The sequence below is a fragment of the Nocardioides proteolyticus genome (assembly GCF_051280635.3).
Taxonomy (GTDB): Bacteria; Actinomycetota; Actinomycetes; order Propionibacteriales; family Nocardioidaceae; genus Nocardioides.
This window is the reverse complement of record NZ_JBNBPO030000004.1, coordinates 107343-123917: the sequence shown is the minus strand read 5'-3', so window position 1 is coordinate 123917 and position 16575 is coordinate 107343. Positions and strand designations below refer to the sequence as shown.

The 16575-nt window shown below is 71.2% G+C and carries 18 protein-coding genes; 7 read left to right on the top strand and 11 right to left on the bottom strand.

The window, feature by feature from the left end; translation table 11 throughout:
• Positions 1-19 precede the first annotated feature (19 nt).
• From ACPOLA_RS03910 to ACPOLA_RS03895, 4 genes are read right to left on the bottom strand one after another with little or no spacing between them, the layout of a single operon-like run.
• The gene (locus tag ACPOLA_RS03910) at positions 20-871 is read right to left on the bottom strand and encodes an ABC transporter ATP-binding protein (protein ID WP_435769083.1); all 852 of its coding nucleotides are present in this window, start codon (positions 869-871) and stop codon (positions 20-22) included.
• Positions 868-1950 (bottom strand): FecCD family ABC transporter permease, encoded by a 1083-nt coding sequence (locus tag ACPOLA_RS03905; protein WP_435769082.1) that lies wholly within the window; start codon positions 1948-1950, stop codon positions 868-870. Before ACPOLA_RS03905 ends, ACPOLA_RS03910 begins: the two co-directional genes overlap by 4 nt.
• Before the next feature lie 8 nt (positions 1951-1958).
• On the bottom strand, positions 1959-3008 hold the full coding sequence (locus tag ACPOLA_RS03900; RefSeq protein WP_435769081.1) for a FecCD family ABC transporter permease: 1050 nt from the start codon (positions 3006-3008) through the stop codon (positions 1959-1961).
• Entirely contained in the window at positions 3005-4045 is a 1041-nt protein-coding gene (locus tag ACPOLA_RS03895; RefSeq protein WP_435769080.1) for an iron-siderophore ABC transporter substrate-binding protein, read from the bottom strand. The genes ACPOLA_RS03900 and ACPOLA_RS03895 overlap by 4 nt, the downstream gene beginning before the upstream one ends.
• A 206-nt stretch (positions 4046-4251) precedes the next feature.
• Between ACPOLA_RS03895 and ACPOLA_RS03890 the strand changes: the two genes are divergently transcribed.
• Together ACPOLA_RS03890 and ACPOLA_RS03885 are read left to right on the top strand one after the other, a co-directional pair.
• Positions 4252-5286, top strand: a complete 1035-nt coding sequence (locus tag ACPOLA_RS03890) for a hypothetical protein (RefSeq protein WP_435769079.1) — start codon at positions 4252-4254, stop codon at positions 5284-5286.
• Between the two features lie 10 nt (positions 5287-5296).
• Entirely contained in the window at positions 5297-5953 is a 657-nt protein-coding gene (locus ACPOLA_RS03885; RefSeq protein WP_435769078.1) for a DUF305 domain-containing protein, read from the top strand.
• Here ACPOLA_RS03885 and ACPOLA_RS03880 read toward each other — a convergent pair.
• A complete protein-coding gene (locus tag ACPOLA_RS03880; RefSeq protein WP_435769077.1) occupies positions 5950-6690 on the bottom strand; it encodes a helix-turn-helix transcriptional regulator in 741 nt (246 codons plus the stop codon). The two genes, ACPOLA_RS03885 and ACPOLA_RS03880, sit on opposite strands and share 4 nt — an antisense overlap.
• 62 nt (positions 6691-6752) lie before the next feature.
• On the opposite strand from ACPOLA_RS03880, the gene ACPOLA_RS03875 reads away from it, so the two are divergent.
• Positions 6753-7652: an NmrA family NAD(P)-binding protein gene (locus tag ACPOLA_RS03875; protein ID WP_435769076.1), complete on the top strand. Its 900-nt coding sequence runs from the start codon at positions 6753-6755 to the stop codon at positions 7650-7652.
• Positions 7653-7750: 98 nt separating this feature from the next.
• On the opposite strand, the gene ACPOLA_RS03870 is transcribed toward ACPOLA_RS03875, so the two are convergent.
• Positions 7751-8332 carry a TetR/AcrR family transcriptional regulator gene (locus ACPOLA_RS03870; protein ID WP_435769075.1) on the bottom strand — a complete coding sequence of 194 codons (582 nt, stop codon included), beginning with the start codon at positions 8330-8332 and terminating at the stop codon, positions 7751-7753.
• On the opposite strand from ACPOLA_RS03870, the gene ACPOLA_RS03865 reads away from it, so the two are divergent.
• The 3 genes from ACPOLA_RS03865 to ACPOLA_RS03855 all read left to right on the top strand — a co-directional run bounded on the left by ACPOLA_RS03865 (position 8291) and on the right by ACPOLA_RS03855 (position 9982).
• The gene (locus tag ACPOLA_RS03865) at positions 8291-8704 is read left to right on the top strand and encodes a WhiB family transcriptional regulator (RefSeq protein ID WP_435769074.1); all 414 of its coding nucleotides are present in this window, start codon (positions 8291-8293) and stop codon (positions 8702-8704) included. The two genes, ACPOLA_RS03870 and ACPOLA_RS03865, sit on opposite strands and share 42 nt — an antisense overlap.
• A gap of 191 nt (positions 8705-8895) precedes the next feature.
• A complete protein-coding gene (locus ACPOLA_RS03860; RefSeq protein WP_435769073.1) occupies positions 8896-9195 on the top strand; it encodes a putative quinol monooxygenase in 300 nt (99 codons plus the stop codon).
• Between the two features lie 37 nt (positions 9196-9232).
• The gene (locus ACPOLA_RS03855; RefSeq protein WP_435769072.1) at positions 9233-9982 is read left to right on the top strand and encodes a helix-turn-helix transcriptional regulator; all 750 of its coding nucleotides are present in this window, start codon (positions 9233-9235) and stop codon (positions 9980-9982) included.
• 759 nt (positions 9983-10741) lie between these two features.
• On the opposite strand, the gene ACPOLA_RS03850 is transcribed toward ACPOLA_RS03855, so the two are convergent.
• Entirely contained in the window at positions 10742-11806 is a 1065-nt protein-coding gene (locus tag ACPOLA_RS03850; RefSeq protein ID WP_435769071.1) for an LLM class F420-dependent oxidoreductase, read from the bottom strand.
• A gap of 14 nt (positions 11807-11820) precedes the next feature.
• Positions 11821-13014, bottom strand: a complete 1194-nt coding sequence (locus ACPOLA_RS03845) for a thiolase family protein (RefSeq protein WP_435769070.1) — start codon at positions 13012-13014, stop codon at positions 11821-11823.
• Between the two features lie 109 nt (positions 13015-13123).
• On the opposite strand from ACPOLA_RS03845, the gene ACPOLA_RS03840 reads away from it, so the two are divergent.
• Positions 13124-13714: a TetR/AcrR family transcriptional regulator gene (locus tag ACPOLA_RS03840; protein ID WP_435769069.1), complete on the top strand. Its 591-nt coding sequence runs from the start codon at positions 13124-13126 to the stop codon at positions 13712-13714.
• Here ACPOLA_RS03840 and mftF read toward each other — a convergent pair.
• The 3 genes from mftF to mftE are packed head-to-tail and all read right to left on the bottom strand — an operon-like array spanning position 13683 to position 16575.
• A complete protein-coding gene (gene mftF / locus ACPOLA_RS03835) occupies positions 13683-15146 on the bottom strand; it encodes a mycofactocin biosynthesis glycosyltransferase MftF (protein WP_435769068.1) in 1464 nt (487 codons plus the stop codon). The genes ACPOLA_RS03840 and mftF overlap by 32 nt on opposite strands.
• On the bottom strand, positions 15143-15886 hold the full coding sequence (locus ACPOLA_RS03830) for a mycofactocin-coupled SDR family oxidoreductase (protein ID WP_435769067.1): 744 nt from the start codon (positions 15884-15886) through the stop codon (positions 15143-15145). Before ACPOLA_RS03830 ends, mftF begins: the two co-directional genes overlap by 4 nt.
• A complete protein-coding gene (mftE, locus tag ACPOLA_RS03825) occupies positions 15883-16575 on the bottom strand; it encodes a mycofactocin biosynthesis peptidyl-dipeptidase MftE (protein ID WP_435769066.1) in 693 nt (230 codons plus the stop codon). Before mftE ends, ACPOLA_RS03830 begins: the two co-directional genes overlap by 4 nt.

Sequence of the window (16575 nt, the reverse complement as noted above, 5' to 3'; positions counted from 1 at the left end):
GCGACCGGCCCCGCCCTGTTCAGCGTGATGCCGGGGCGGAGGCGTGGTAGCGGCCGATCGGGATCATCAGCGGTCGGCCCGACACCGGGTCCTCGATGACCGTGCTCGGCATGCCGAACACCTCCTTCACCAGCCCGGGGTCCAGCACCTCGGCCGGCGGGCCGGCGGCGAAAAGGCGGCCCTCACGCAGCGCGATCAGGTGGTCGGCGTACCGCGCCGCGAGGTTGAGGTCGTGGAGCACCATCACGATGGTGGTGCCCTTGGCCCGGTTGAGGTCGGTGAGCAGGTCCAGGACCTCGACCTGGTGGCTGACGTCGAGGAAGGTGGTCGGCTCGTCCAGCAGCAGCACCTCGGTCTCCTGCGCCAGCGCCATCGCGATCCAGACCCGCTGGCGTTGCCCTCCCGAGAGCTCGTCGACGGCACGGTCGACGAGGTCGAGCGTGTCGGTCGCCTCCAGCGCCGCGGCCACCGCCCGGTCGTCGGCCTGCGACCACCGGGCCAGCGCCCGCTGGTGCGGGTGGCGGCCCCGGCCGACCAGGTCGCCCACGGTGATGCCCTCCGGGGCGATCGGCGATTGCGGCAGCAGCCCGAGCCGGCGCGCGAGCTGCTTGGCCGGCATCGCGTGGACGGCCTTGCCGTCGAGCAGCACGTGCCCGGCTCGCGGCGCCAGCAGCCGGGTCATCGACCGCAGGAGCGTCGACTTGCCGCAGGCGTTGGGCCCCACGATGGCCGTCACGCCGCCGGGCGGGACGGCGAGGTCGAGTGCGTGTACGACGTCACGGTCGCCGTAGCCGAGGGTCAGCTGCTCGACGTCCAGTCTGGGCTGCCGGGGCTGGCCGGGCTGCCGGGGAGACGCTGGCGGGGTGGTCACAGAGTGCCTCCGACGCGGTTGATGCGGACGATGAGATAGAGCAGGTACGGCGCGCCGAGGATCCCGGTCACGACGCCGACCGGGAGCCGGGTGCCGAAGGCGTGCTGGCCGGCGAGGTCGGCGAGCAGGGTGATCAGCGCGCCGACCAGGGCGGCCGGCACCAGCAGCGACCCGCGCGGCCCGACGATCCGTGCCGCGATCGGGCCGGACAGGAAGGCCAGGAACGCGATCGGCCCGGACGCCGCCGTCGCGAAGCAGATCAGCCCGACCGCGGCGACGATGGTCAGCAGGCGCATCCGCTCCACGCGCACCCCGAGGGCCGAGGCGGCGTCGTCGCCGAGCTGGGAGGCGGCCAGGCTGCGGCTCTGGAGCAGCACCACCGAGCCGAGCACGACGAGCGCGACCAGCACCACCCAGACGTCGCGCCACAGCGCTCCGTTGAGGCTGCCCGTCAGCCAGCGCAGCGCCTCGGCCAGCTGGAAGTTGGTCGCCCGCTCCAGCTGCCAGGAGATGACGCTCTGCATCATCGCCGCCACGCCGATGCCGATGAGGATGAGCCGGGTGCCGGCCGCGACGCCGCGGCGGTAGGCGACGAGGTAGATGGTGAGCGCGACCCCGATCCCGGCGGCGACAGCGACCCCGGAGACGACCAGGCCGCTGAGCGTGAAGGTCACGATCGCGACGGCGGCCGCGGCGCTCGCGCCCTCGGTGATGCCGATGATGTCGGGGCTCGCGAGGGGGTTGCGCAGCAGGGTCTGGAACGTCACTCCGGCCAGCCCGAAGGCGAGACCGACGAGCACGGCCAGCGAGGCGCGCGGCAGCCGCAGCCGGCCCACCACGAACTGCGCGCCGGGCGGCTCCTGACCGAGGACGACGGCGAGGACCTCCGACAGCGAGTAGGTGGTCGAGCCGAGCATCAGGCTCCCGGCGTACGCGCCCACCAGCAGCAGGCACAGCACCGCGATCACCACGCGGCGCCGGCGACTGCGGTACCGGCGGCTGCGTCGTACGCGGGTGAGCGCATCCGCGTGCGCCGCCGCACCACCGGGCGGTACGTCGACGGGGCGGGTGGTCGACACGGAGGCGCTCACAGCTCACGCACCCGTCGGTGGCGGACCACCCAGATGAAGATCGGCGCACCGACGAAGGCGGTGATGATGCCGACGTCCACCTCCGCCGGCGGGGCGACGACCCGGCCGACGACGTCGGCGACGAGAAGCAGGATGGCGCCGCCGACGGCGGTGAAGGGGAGCAGCCAGCGGTGGTCGACGCCGACGAGCAGGCGACAGAAGTGCGGGACCACCAGACCGAGGAAGGCGATCGGCCCGGTGATGGCGGTGGTGGCGCCGGCCAGGGTGACCGCCCCGAGGGCCGCCACCAGCCGGGTCCGGGTGACCCGCTCGCCGAGGCCCGCCGCGAGCTCGTCGCCGAGCCCCAGCATGTTGAGGCCTCGGGCGCTCCACGCGCAGAGCAGAGCCCCGACGAGGAGGAACGGCGCCATCTGCCACAGCTTGTCGTCGGTCGCGCCGCCGACGCCGCCGATCTGCCAGGACACCACGTTCTCGGAGATGTCGGGGCGCGGGAGCACCACCGCGGTGACGAAGGAGGAGAGCGCGGCCGCGGTCGCGGCGCCGGCCAGGGTGAGCTTGAGCGGGGTGGGGCCGCCGCGGCCCGCGGAAGCGACCAGCCACACGAACACGGCGGTGACGGCGGCACCGAGGATGGCGACCCAGATGTAGCTGCTCGGCGACACGAGGCCGAACCAGGCGATGCCGCTGGCGATGGCCAGCGAGGCGCCGAGGTTGATGCCGAGGATGCCGGGGTCGGACAACGGGTTGCGGGTGATGCCCTGGAGCACCAGCCCGGAGACGGCGAGGGCGGCGCCGGCCACCGCGGCGAGGGCGGTGCGCGGCACCCGCTTGGCGACGGCCGCCTCGGCGAAGCCGTCGGTGCGGCCCGCCAGGCCCGCCCAGATGTCGGTCCATCCCACGTCGCGGGAGCCGATCGCCACCGAGGTGGCGCAGGCGAGGAGCAGCACCGCGGTCAGCACGGCCAGCCAGGTCGTGCGGGCCCGCCGCGTCCGCCGGAGGGGGTCGGCGGACGCGACGGGCACGTCGGTGGCGGTCGGCGTCGTCACTCGGTGGTGTAGGCGGCGGCGTCCGCGAGCAGAGCGACGTACTCCTCGACGAGGTAGGGCACCGAGAGCGCCGTCGGGTTGGCGGCGGTGCCGATCGCCTTGCTGCCGTCGAGGTTGACGACGGCGTCGTTCTTCACCGCCGGCAGCTGGGAGAGCACCGGGTCGCCCTTGAGCGCGTCGATGAGCTCCTGGCCGCCGTAGGTGATGATCACGTCGACGTCGGAGAGCTGGTCGGCCCGCTCGCCGCTGATGGAGCCGGCGTAGTCACCGCTGTCGCCGGTGGCCTCGACGATGCTCGGCGCGATCTCCATGCCGAGGTCCAGGAGGTACTTCGAGCGCGTGTCCGCCGCGCTGTAGAAGTTGATCTCGCTCAGGTCGGCCGGGTCCACGTGGGTGAGGAACATGCCGGTCGTGCCCTCGAGCTCCGGGTGCTCGGCGACGGCGTCCGCGATGGTCTTCTCGAGGTCGGCGACCAGTTGCTCGCCCTCCTCCTCCATCCCGAGGCCCTTCGCGTTCTGCACGATGGAGTCACGCCACTCCGTCGCCCACGGGTCGTCGGGGTAGGCGACGACGGGCGCGATCTCGCTGAGCGTCTTGTAGTCGTCCTCGGTCATGCCGGAGTAGCCGGCCAGGATCACGTCGGGCTCGGTGCCGGCGATCGCCTCGAAGTCGTAGCCGTCGGTCTCGTCGAAGAGGACCGGCGTCTCGGCGCCGAGCTCCTCCAGCTTGTCCTCGGTCCACTGCTGCACGCCGTCGCCGTCGTCGTCGCCCCAGGTCATCTTCGACATGCCGACCGGCACGATGCCGAGCGCCAGCGGCACCTCCTGGTTGGCGAAGTCGATCGTGGCCACCCGCTCGGGCCTCTCCTCGATCACGGTCTCACCGAAGGCGTGCTCGACGGTGACCGCCTCCCAGTCGCCTGAGCCACTGCCCTCGGAGCTGTCCTCGGCGTCCTGGGCGTCCTCGCCGCAGGCAGCCAGGCTGACGGTCAGCGCGAGGACGGCGGCGGAGGTGGCCAGTCTCTTCATCACGGTCATAGGGGGTCTCCTCTGTAGGTTAGGCAAACCTTATCTGGCTCGGGTTTCTACGGCGAGGCACCCCAGTCGGGACCGGGTGCCGCGCCCGCCCGGATGGCCCCGCGAAGGGACGGGTACCGCCGTGGAGTCCCGCCCCCGCCGGACACCTCTCCCTGCGGCAGTGGTTCGGACGGGCTGGCCGACCGGTGGTCTCTGGAAAGGAACTCGTGCTCGACACCTTGCTGATCGCCGGGGGCGCGCTGCTCGTCGTCCTGGTCTTCGTCGACGCCCTGGCCACGACGCTGGCCGTCTCGAACGGCGCCGGGCCGCTGACCAGCACCGTGCTCGCCGCGGCCTGGCGGCTGGCGCTCCGACTGCACCGCCAGGACAAGGAGTCCAGCCTGCTGACGGTGGCCGGGCCCGTGATCCTGATCGTGACCGTGCTGACCTGGGTCGGCATGCTCTGGGCCGGCTGGACGCTGGTCTTCCTCGGCTCCGACGCCGTCGTCACCGCGAAGAACGGCATCCCCGCCGGCCCGGCCGACGTCGTCTACTTCACCGGCTTCACCATCTTCACGCTCGGCACCGGCGACTTCATCGCCGCCTCGCCCGGCTGGCGGATCGGCATGGCGGCCGCCACGTTCTCCGGCCTCTTCCTCGTCACCCTGGCGATCACCTACCTGATCTCGGTGGTGTCCGCCGTGGTCGAGCGGCGGGCCCTGGCCGTGCAGGTGCACGGCCTCGGCGACGCACCGAGCGAGATCCTCGCGAAGGGCTGGACCGGCGAGCAGTTCGGCAGCGTCTTCGAGCAGCAGCTGGTCTCGCTCTCGACCAGCGTCGCGAAGTCCGCCGAGCAGCACCTCGCCTACCCGGTGCTGCACTACTTCCACTCCTCCACCCGGCGGCTCGCCGCTCCCGTCGCACTGGCCCACCTCGACGAGGCGCTGACCGTGATCGGCGCGATGGACGCCCGGCACCGGCTCGAGCCCAGCGCCGTGGACCCGCTGCGGTCCGCCGTCAGCCGCTACCTCGAGACCGCCTCCCGCACCGCCTCGGTGCCCGAGGTCGACGTACCGCCGCCGCCGAGCACGGCCGGGAGCGCCGCCGCCGACCTCCCCGTGGACGACACCAGCGTGCGCCGTGTCGCCGAGCAGGAGGTTGAGCGCCGCACCCGCCTGCACCGCCTGATGACCAGCGACGGCTGGTCGTGGCACGGCGGTGGACCGAGAACGGACCCACACTCGCCCGACCCGACCGACTGAGGAGCACATCGTGAGCGACGCGCACAACGCGAAGGACGCCGGCCACCAGCACGACGAGCACAAGCAGCCTCACCGCGAGGGACGGATGTATGTCCGGTTCGGCGCGATGATCGCCACCTCGACCGCCGTGATGTTCGTGCTGATGTACAGCAACACCTACGACGCCGGCCACATCCACTACAGCCAGGAGCGCCTCTACATGGCGCTGATCTCGGGCGGCGCGATGGCGCTGGTGATGCTGTCGTTCATGGTCTCGATGATGTACAAGAGCCGGAAGCTCAACGCGGTGGTCGTGGTCGCGGCCCTCGTGGTGAGCGGCACCGCCTACTACGCCTCCCGGAGCCAGCTCTTCGTCGACGACGAGCGCTACATGCAGGGCATGGTCCCCCACCACTCGATCGCGATCCTCACCAGCGAGCGCGCCGACATCGACGACGTCCGCGTCCGCGAGCTGGCCGACGGCATCATCAAGACCCAGCGGCTGGAGATCAAGGAGATGGAGTGGCTGCTGGAGGACATCGAGGAGAACGGGCTGGCCACCACCGAGGAGGAGGCGGCCGAGCGGCCGGTCCCAGACTTCGAGGCCACGGCCGCCGGGGACCCAGCTCCCGCTCGGGAGACGAGCGGCGCCGCCGCTGCTCTCGAGGCTCTGCTGGGCCGCCGCTAGGAGAGCGGGCGCTGAGGACTCCGACCGAAGTCGGAGGCGAACCACGCCGCCACGTCACCGAACGGCAGCTCCCGGCGGGAGGCAGGCCGTCCGAGTCGCACACCGGAGATGCGGTCCATGCGGAAGGTGCGCCACTCCTGCCGGTCGCGGTCGAAGCCGACGACGTACCACCTGCCTCGCAGCTGGACGCAGAGCACCGAGTCGACCTCGCGCGCCGACTCGCGGTCGACCTGGTCGCGATAGTCGAACCGGACCACCAGCGCTTCAGCACCGGCATGCGCCAGGTGCTTGAGCAGCTCCAGGTCCAGCCGCGGATCCTGCGCTGGCTCGGCGTCGCCGCCGGCAGGCCGGGCGGTCTGCGTCGCCGCGATCACGGCTCCGGCGGTCGCGCTCAGGCGGCCCGGCAGCACCTGGCGCAGCTTGACGAGGGCCCGCGCGGCGGCGTCGTCGCTCGCCTGCTCCTCGAGCATCCGCAGGCCGGCGACGAGCGCCACCACCTCCTCGTCATCGAAGAGCAGCGGAGGGATGCGTGCGCCGCGGCCCAGGGCGTAGTAGCCGCCGGGCCCGGGCTTCCGCTCGACGCGGTAGTCGAGCTGCTCGAGGCGCTGGAGGTCGCGCCGGAGCGTCCTCGAGCTCACCTCGAGCCGGGCGGCGAGGTCGGCGGGCGACCACCGGCGCCTCGCCTGGAGCAGGGCGAGGAGGCGCAGCAGCCTCGCTGCGGGATCGGCCGAGTTCACCTGGCCGAGACTGCCACAGTAGTGGACGGGATCTGACCACCACTGCTCCTACCGTCGAAGCCATGACGATCGCAGTGACCACCCCGTCCGGACACGTCGGCAGCTTCCTCAGCAGGACCCTGGTGCGCGCCGGCGTCAGACCCCTGCTGCTGCCGCATCGTGTCGACTCCGTGGTTCCCGACCTGCGGCCCTACGTCGACGTCGTGCCCGTCGACCTCACCGACGCCGACTCGGTGCTCGAGGCCACCGCCGGTGTCGAGGCCCTGTACGCCGTGGTGCCGCCGCCGAGCAGCCCCGACCCGCTGGCGTCGTACGCCGAGGTCGGCGAGCACCTCGCCGCGGCGGTCACCCGGCACCGGATCCGGCGGACCGTCTTCCAGAGCAGCGTCGGCGCGGAGTTGCGCCACGGCGCCGGCGAGATCGACGGGCTCGCCAGCGTGGAGGAGGCGTTGGACCGCTCCACCGCCGCGGCCGGCCTGGATGTCGTCCACCTCCGGTGCGGTTTCTTCTACACCAACCTGCTCTTCCAGCTCGACGACCTGAGGAACGGGACGGTGCCCACGGTGTGGCCCACCGATCACGCGATGGCGTGGGTGGCGCCCCGGGACATCGCCGAGGTCGCCGCGTCGTACCTCCTCCGGCCCGACTGGTCCGGGCGGCACGTTCGCGCCGTGCACGGACCGGCCGACCTGTCCTGGGACGACGTGATGCGGACCCTCAGTGAGCTCACCGGGCATCCGGTCGAGGCGACGCGGATCTCCGACGACGCGATGCGCGGCGCGCTGGCCGGGGCGGGCATGTCGGAGCAGCAGGTCGAAGCCATGGTGGGCATGTCGATCGGGCTCAGGGACGGCTTCACGCCGGAGCAGCGACGCGACCCGACCACCACCACGGAGACCACTTTCCGCGCCTGGGCCCACGACGAGCTCCTGCCCGCGCTCGCGGGGCCGGTCACCGAGTGACAGCCGAGGACCGCTCGGCCTCTCCCGCAGATCGACTCGAACACGTGGTCCGAGGGCTGCAGGTGCCGAGCGCTGTCCGCGGACAGGATGCCCTCGACTCAGGTGCGCGCGGCCAGCCCATCGAGGATCCGTTGCAGCTGCTCCTGGGCGTCGGTCGCGCTCAAGGGCCGGGTGTGGAGGATCATCCGGTAGTAGAGGGGACCGTAGACCAGCTCGACGATGTCGAGAGGGTCCAGGTCGGCGCGGATCTGCCCCGCGGCCTGCGCCTTGACCAACCGCTGCGCGCAGGCACGAGTGCGGGGCTCGATGGTCTGCCGGAGGAGCTCGGAGGCGAGGTCCGGGTCCGACTGGGCGGCCGCGAGGAGAGCGCGCTGGACCGCGCCGCCCTCGCCGGCAAGGAACGTCGCCACCCCCGCGAGCTGACCGCCCAGATCGGCAACGATGTCTCCGGTGTCAGGAAACGCCGAGGTCTGCTCGGCACGCGCGTTGATCGCCTCCAGCAGGACGGCGGCCTTGGAGCGCCACCAGCGGTAGACCGTCTGCTTCCCCACGCCGGCCCGCGCGGCGATGCCCTCGATCGTCAGCCCGTCGTACCCCTTCTGTAGCACCTCGGCCCAGGCGGCATCCAGGATCGCGCGATGGGACGACGGGTTCCGTCGCTGGGGGTCAGGGGAAGTCATCGGGCGCAACCTATCAGACGGACCGTCTCGTCTTGTGTCATACTCGCACTGAGACGGACCGGAGCGTCTCGTCTCTGGCGGCCTGGGGGGCTCGACCCGACGAATGTGGACGGAGAACTGATGAGCACCGACGAGCACGACCAGGTCCCGTGTCGGGTGCACGACCCCGAGCTCTGGTTCGGTGACACCCCGGACAAGGTGGAGGCCGCCAAGGCGCTCTGCCAACGGTGTCCCGCGCGGACCCGGTGCCTGGACGGCGCACTCGAACGCCGCGAGCCCTGGGGCGTGTGGGGCGGGCACCTGCTCCTCGGTGGCGTCGTGATCCCGCGGAAAAGGCCTCGCGGTCGACCTCGCAAGGATGCGGCCGCCTGACCGAGGCTCGCCGGTCTGCAACCGAGGCGGGAGCGGCCGCGAGCAACGGCGACGCGACAGCGACCTGTCGAGCGTGGGCGACCGTCGCTGTCCGCTACCAGCGCAGACGTGTCCGACCGACGGGAGCGGGCCGCGGTCCAGCTGGCCGAAGATCGAGGATGTCCGACCCACCGACCTGACAGGGAGAACCCGTGCTCATCGCCATCGTCGACCTCCGGACCACCCCGGCCGACCGGCCTGCCGCTCTCGCCCAACTCGATGCCGAGCGCGACGGCATCCGGGCGATGCCCGGCAACGTCGACTTTCGCGTGCTCGTCGACCGGACGGACGACCAGAGCGTCACCGTCGTCCATGAGTGGGCCGACCAGCCCTCCTTCGCGACGTACCTGGCTTCCGCCGAGTTCGAGCGCTCCAACGTCGTCCTGCGCCCGTTGCTGACCGCACCGCCGGTCAGCCGGCGGTTCCGCGCCCAGCTCCTCGAGACCGTGTGACCGTCGTGACCAGGGTCTGCCGGGCGCGGAGGCTGCCGTGAGCCGCGAGGCGTACGCGTTCGTGCGGGACTTCGCGGTGGCTCCGACCACCCAGCTCCTGGTCGACCGGCACTACCTGCTCTGTGCGTCCCGGGGCGCGCTGCGGCTCGAGGCAGCCGGCAGGTCATGGCTGCTGCCTCCAGCCAGAGCCGCCCTCATCGCCGCCGGCGAGCCGATCCAGGTCGCCATCCCACAGCCCTCGACCACGTCGTCGGTGCTGTTCGCCACCGACTTCACCGACGTGCCGCCGGCGCCGCTCACGGTGTTCGACCTGAACCCCCTGGCAAGGGCGCTGGTCTCGGAAAGCATCGCCTGGCCGGACGACAGCGAGCCGCTACCGGCCTACGCACGCAGCATCTTCGCGGCGCTGGCCGCCGTCGCGTGGCGCCTCGCCGAGCACCCGAGCCAGGTGCACGTCCCCGCCGGCCGTTCGCCGGAGCTGCGGAGGGCCCTCGCCGTCACCGCGGAACGCTCGGCTGAGGATCTGTCCTTCAGCGAGGTGGCGGCAGCCGTCGGACTCACGCCGCGGTCCTTGGCGCGCCGCTTCGAGGAGGAGTGCGCGATGACATGGCGGGCGGTGCTCCGCCGGATGCGGGTGCTGCGTGCTGTGGAGGAGCTTGCGGCTGGGCAGGAATCGATCACCACCGTCGCGCACCGCGTGGGCTACACCTCGCTGTCGGCGTTCAACGCGGCGTTCCGCGACCTCACCGGCCGAACACCGACGGAGTACCGAGCGACGTTCCGCTGACCAGACGCTCGAACTGGAGCCTGATGTCCTGGCCGCGGTACGTGGAGGGCTTGCGGTCGGCCGTCATCTCGCTCGGAGTCGATCCCGACGATGTCGGGGACATCGACTTGCCGGACACCGAACGGACCCCACGAACGGCGAGAGCGCGTCTCCCCGATCCGGGAAACGCGCTCCGACCAGCCGAAACTCTTGCGCGCCTGTAGGGATTCGAACCCCAAACCTTCTGATCCGTAGTGCGAATCGGAAGGATATCGAGGTGTCTGGCGCCGACTCGGCACGCCCTTAGCCGACGCCTCAGCGAGGCCAAAATAGCAGGTCAGCGCACGCATCGCGCCTACGTCGCCTCCGGTCGCAGTTAGTCGCCGAAGGACGCGAAGTCGTCTCAGCCGAGCTCATTTTGAGCCGGACTTGAGCCGCTGTGCGCACCCATCCACTTAATCGCTCGATCGCCCGGACATGGCGGCCTCAATCGCGAGGACCGCGCGGTTCGAGAAGCCCATCGCTGTGAGCCGACCAGAGACCGACGAGGGCTCGGCGAGTAGCGGTCTCGCGGGTTGAGCTCATGCCGGTCTAAGGGCCGCGGGTTCCGTCGTCTCAGTTGAACCTGCTACGAGTGGGTCGTGGGGCCCGACGACACGCGGTCTGGTTCGAATCAATGCCGATTTCTACCCGCCAACCGTGCCCAGCGTGTGTAGCGGCCTCAGGCTTCCGCCCACACTCGCATGCATGCGCCCCCACCCACTGGTCCTGGCGAGAAGATCAGCCGTCCTGCCGCGCGACGATCGCAGCGAGGCGGCGGAGATGGTCGATCCGATCGGCCGCATCGTCCGCGACGGGGTTGAGCAGGAAGGTCCTCACGCCGGCGGCGTGGAACTCCTCGACCTGTCGCGCGATCGAGTCCTCGTCACCGATCAGGGTGACCGCATCGATGAGCTCCTGCGGTACGGCGGCAGCGGCCTCCGCCTTCTGGCCCGCTAGATACAGGTCCTGGACCTCCTTCGCCTCTGCGTCGTATCCGTAGCGACACGCAAGCTGGTTGTAGAAGTTCTTGCCACGCGCGCCCATGCCGCCGATGTAGAGCGCAAGTTGGTTGCGCACCTTCTGCACGGCCTCGGGCGAGGGCTCTCCGACGTGGAAGTTCACCTGGAGCTGGATGTCCAGTTCACCGAGTCTCGGATCGCGCTTCTTGAAGCCGTCGGCAAGCGCCTGCCCCCATGCCTTCTGTGCCTTATGCGGATGGAAGAACAGCGGCTGCCATCCCTGCGCGATCTCGGCCACGAGCGCAACGTTCTTCTCCCCCAGCGCCGCGATGGAGATGGGGATCTCGGCGCGTACCGGGTGGTTGATGATCTTCAGGGGCTTGCCGAGCCCGGATCCGCCATCCTCCCCGGTCAGCGGGACGGTGTAATGCTTGCCGCGGTGCTGGACCGGTTCACGGCGCCAGACTTGGCGGCAGATGTCGACGACCTCCCGCGTGCGACCGAGCTGGGCGTCGTACTTCACGCCGTGGAAGCCCTCGACAACCTGCGGCCCGCTGGCGCCGAGCCCGAGCGTGAAGCGACCATTCGACACGTAGTCGAGGCCGGCAGCGGTCATGGCCAGGAGCGCCGGTGTGCGGGAGTAGATCTGGAAGATCGCCGACATCAGCTCAAGTCGCTCGGTGCGCGCCGCGAGGTAGCCGAGCTGGCTGGCCCCGTCGAACGAGTAGGCCTCCGGTACCGCGGCGAGCTCGAGACCGGCCTGCTCATAGGCCAGTAGCAGTTCGACGGTCTCGTCGAACCCGCCGGCATAGTCGATCACCATGCCCAGCTTGATCCTGCCCATCGGGCTTCTCCTCCTCAGAGCTTCTCGATGATGGTCGCGTTGGCCATGCCGTTGGCCTCACACATGGTCTGGACGCCGTACCGCCCATTGGTGGCCTCGAGATGGTTGACCAGCGTCGCCAGCAGGCGAGTGCCCGACGACCCGAGTGCGTGGCCCAGGGCGATCGCGCCTCCGCGCGGGTTGAGCTTCGCCGGGTCGGCGCCGAGGTCGTGCGCCCAGGCGAGCGGAACCGGGGCGAACGCCTCGTTGACCTCGTAGGCGTCGATGTCACCGATGCCCAGGGCCGCCCGGGCCAGCGCCTTCTGGGTGGCCGGGATCGGTGCGGTCAGCATCAGCAGCGGGTCATCACCGATCACGGCGAAGGACACGAATCGCGCGCGCGGCGTGAGTCCGAGCTTGCTCGCCATCTCCTCGCTCGTGATCAGCGCCGCGGACGCGCCATCGGTGAACGGCGAGGAGTTGCCGGGGTGGATCTGCCACTCGACGTCGGGGAAGCGTCCGGCGAGCTCGTCGGTGCGGAACGCCGGCTGCAGCGCGGCCAGCCCCTCCTCCGTGGTGCCGGCGCGCACGGTCTCGTCCACCGCATGCTCGATCCTGTGGCCGTCGGCGTCGGGGACCGCAATCGGCACGATCTCCTTCGCGAAGAACCCCGAGACGCTGGCCTCGGCGGCCCGCCGGTGAGACTCCGCGGAAAAGGCGTCCAGGGTGTCGCGGTCCAGCTTCCATCGGTGGGCAACCAACTCCGCGGCGACGCCCTGGTTGACCAGGCCCTCGGGATAGCGCGCGTGAACCTCGGGCCCGAGGGCGTCCTTGCCCATCGTGGAGATGCCCATCGGGACCCGGCTCATCGACTCGACGCCGGCGGCGATTACGACGTCGTAGGCACCGGCGGCGACGCCCTGAGCAGCGAAGTGCACGGCCTGCTGACTGGAGCCGCACGCCCGGTCGATCGTCGTCGCAGGGACTGACTCGGGGAAGCCAGCACCCAGGACAGCGGCGCGGCCGACGTTCATGGACTGCTCGCCCGCCTGCATCACGCAGCCGGTGATCACATCCTCGACGAGGGCCGGGTCGAGGTCGTTGCGTTCGACGATCGCCTTCAGAACGTGGACGAGCATCGAGGTGGGGTGGGTGCGGGACAGAGCTCCGCCGGGCTTGCCCTTGCCGGACGCGAGCCGGACGACGTCGACGATGACGGGATTGGACACGAGGACCTCCTGACGGGACGCTAACCAGTCAGATCTGACTGGTTAGTGCGAGAGTAGCCTTCGACTTCGCCGTTGTCACCCGAGGCCCGTAGAACGAGAGGAGCGCCACGTGCCGCGCGCCGTGCAGAGCCGGACGATCGACGTGCGGCGCCGAATCCTCGACGCGGCCGTCGACGTGATGCTCGAGCACGGCTACAGCGGCGCCTCCACGGTGCGGATCCAGGAGCGCGCCGGCGTCTCGCGCGGACGGCTGCTCCACCACTTCCCGTCCCGGGATGCCCTGCTGATCGCGGCCTCCCAGCACCTCGCCAAGGCTCGGGTTGGCGAGCTGCCGTCCGACCACTCGTGGCCCACCGACCCCGGCGAGCGGATCGACGCCGTGGTGGAGACCATGGCCGGCACCTTCAGGCAGGGTTACTTCTGGGCTGCTACCGAGTTGTGGATCGCCGCCCGCACGCACGACAGCCTGCGTTCGGCACTCCTGCCCGGCGAGCGGGAGATCGCCCGTGCTGTGCGCGAGGCGATGGACGACTTCTTCGGCCCGGAGCTCATCGCCCGTCCCGGATACGCTGACGTGCGCGACGTGATGTTCACCAGCTTGCGCGGCATGGCACTCACCCGCACCTTCGATCCGCGCGCCGAGCCGACGCGGCGACACGTCGACCGCCTCAAGCGGATCGCGCGCAGCGTCCTTCTTTGAGGGGACGTCCGCCGGATCTACCAGGGTGGCGAACGGCCAAGCAGCGTGCACTCCGATGACGCAACGCGCCCCACCACAGACCGGCGCCGTAGGCGAAGTCGTCGAGTCGCCGACCGGCCGCGGCCGTGAGGAGCCCGACGCCGCGCCGCTCGCGCAGGAAGACCGCCAGGTCGACGGCGACGGCGGTCAGGAGGGCGCGGCGCACGGCCCGACTGAACGGGGCGGCGACGGCGGCAGCCGGCCACCAGTGCCTGAGCAGGAGGGCGCTCTCCTGGCGGACCGCCCAACCTGTGCCGCGCAGGGCGAGACGGGCCGCCACCGCCGTCCGGCGGTCCGCGACCGGGAGCACGGGTGCGATTGCACGGGCCGTGAGCCCGACGACAAGGGCAGCCACTGGCATCGACCACCAACGCCGCTGCAGGAGCACCGCCGCGCCGAGGGCCATCAGCGGAGACAATGCGGCAGGTGCGACCTTGTCGCCGTGGCGGCTCGCCAGGTCAGCACCGCCCGTGCCGTACAAGAACTTCCGCCCCAGCCAGCCACCGATGCTGGTTCGTACATCATGGTGAGCCTCGACCTCGGGGGCGTAGCGGACAACGAATCCGGCGTCCACGAGGCGCCACACCAGGTCAACGTCCTCGGCAACCCGCCAGCCGTCCTCGAAACCCGCGATGTCGCCGGTCAAGTGAGCAGTGCGACCGACCAGGCAGGCCGACGGCAACCAGCCGATGGCAGCCCCGGGGCGAACGACACCGCTGGTACGGCCGAGGTCGAGCGAGGAGGCGACGGCGTCGTACCTCTCGAACCAGCAGGGACGCTCGCTGCGGACGCGGCCGACCACCCGCGGACCGACGACCGCGACCTGGGGGTCGGCGCAGTGGCGGGCGAGGTCCAGCAATCCGGCAGCATCGATCGTGACGTCGGAGTCGACGAAGGCGACGAGTGGCGTGCGTACCCGGGCGAGGCCGGCGTTGCGCGCGCCGGCGGGACCGACGTTAGTGGTGAGCCGGTGCACTCTTGCGCCGTAGCGCTGCGCGACCTCCGCGACCCGGCGTGGCTGTTCGGAGGCGTCGTCGACAACGATCACGCGGATTGGAACCAGGGCGGCGAGGCAGCGGTCGAGCTGCTCCTCGCGGTCGCGGACCGGCACGACGACGGTGAGCTCGGCGAGCGACACGTTGACGTCGCCGAGCATCGGGTCCGCCAGGTTGCCGTCGACGAGCCGCCGGGCGAGGTTGGCGGTGGCTGCGTCCACGACGGTCAGCTCACCGCCGGCGAGCAGTCGGCGGGCCTGTTCGCTGAGCCGGACGGCGCGGACCGGGGACCCTCCGACGAGCAGGCGGCCGTGGTCGGCGCGGAGGAGGTCGTCGCGCAACCGGATCCGGAAGCCGGTCGGCAGCTCGTCCTGACCGGCAGGTGACGTCACGGTCATGGCGCGAATCCCCCGTCGGCGTGCACGACCGACCCGTTGAGAACCGCCGCCTCGCGGCTGCAGCAGAAGGCGACTGTGGCGGCGACCTCGTCCGGCTCGAGGAGGCGGCGGAGCAGCTGGTTCTCCGCGAAGGCCTCACCGTCGACGAGGCCGTAGAGCTGCGCCGTCGCGGACAGCATGGGTGTGCGGGTGGAGCCCGGCGAGACCGCACAGGCGGTGACGCCGGTCCCGACCAGGTCGGCGGCGAGACCCTTCACGAGACCGACGACCGCGTGCTTGGCGACGTTGTAGGCGGCCAGGTGGTGCAGCCCGTGGTGCGCAGCCGCCGAGGCGATCGCGACGAACCGCGCGCCGGCCGGATCAGGCCCGGTCAGCATCGCCGGGACAGTGACGGCCGCGGTGTTCCACACGCCCTTGACATCGACGTCCCAGAGCAGGTCGAGGTCGGCGTCGGAGGTTTGCCACAGGGGTACGCCACCGGCGACGACCGCAGCGCCGCCCACCGCGGCGTCGAGCCGGCCCCATCTGTCGAGTGCGAGGTCGACCGCCGCCGCCAACGCAGCCCGGTCGCGGACGTCCCCGACGAAGCGGACGACGCGCCCGGGCTCGTCATCGGGCGACGCGACCTCGTCGACAGCTACCACGCGGTCCCCCTGGGCGACGAGGCGCCGTACGGTCGCAGCGCCGATGCCGCCGGCCGCGCCGGTGACCAGGACGACCCGTCCGGACGACGCGTTCATGACTGCGCGGCGACGACGATCGTGACGTCGGCGACCATGGACTCGAGCAGGGCAACACCCTCCGCTGCGGTCGCTCCAGCGGGGTCACCGAGAACCCCGTTCGGGGAGACTGCCTTTACCCCACCCTCGATCATGAGTGGGAGCAGCTCGGCTAGTGAGCCGGCGTTGCCGGCCTCGGCCCGGGACAGACGCACGTTCCACGGCGCGAGGTGCAGCATGAGTGATGTCTCGGTGCGTCCGGCGTGGAGGTCGACGTCCTCGGTCGCGCAGGGAACCCACGCGACGTGGCGGCCTTCGTGCTGGAGCTGGTCGATCGCGTCACGCAGCGCGGTCACGTTCCCGCCATGGGCGTTCACGAAGATCACGCGGGAAGCCCAGGTCGACAGGGAGCGCGTGAGCTCGACGAGGACGCCACGCAGCACCGCTGTGCCGATCGAGCTGGTGCCAGGAAAGTCCTGGTGCTCGCCGCTCGAACCATAGGCGATCGCCGGCGCGACGAAGGTCTCGTGCCCGCGCCTCGTGAGTGCATCGGCAGCGCCCTTCGCGACCTCGACCGCGATCACGGTGTCGGTGTCGAGCGGCAAATGCGGGCCGTGCTGCTCGGTCGAGCCGACCGGGACCAGCACGGTCGGCGCGGAGGGCAGACCCGGCGACGTGGCCGCGGCGAGCGCGCGCTCCCCGGTCCACAT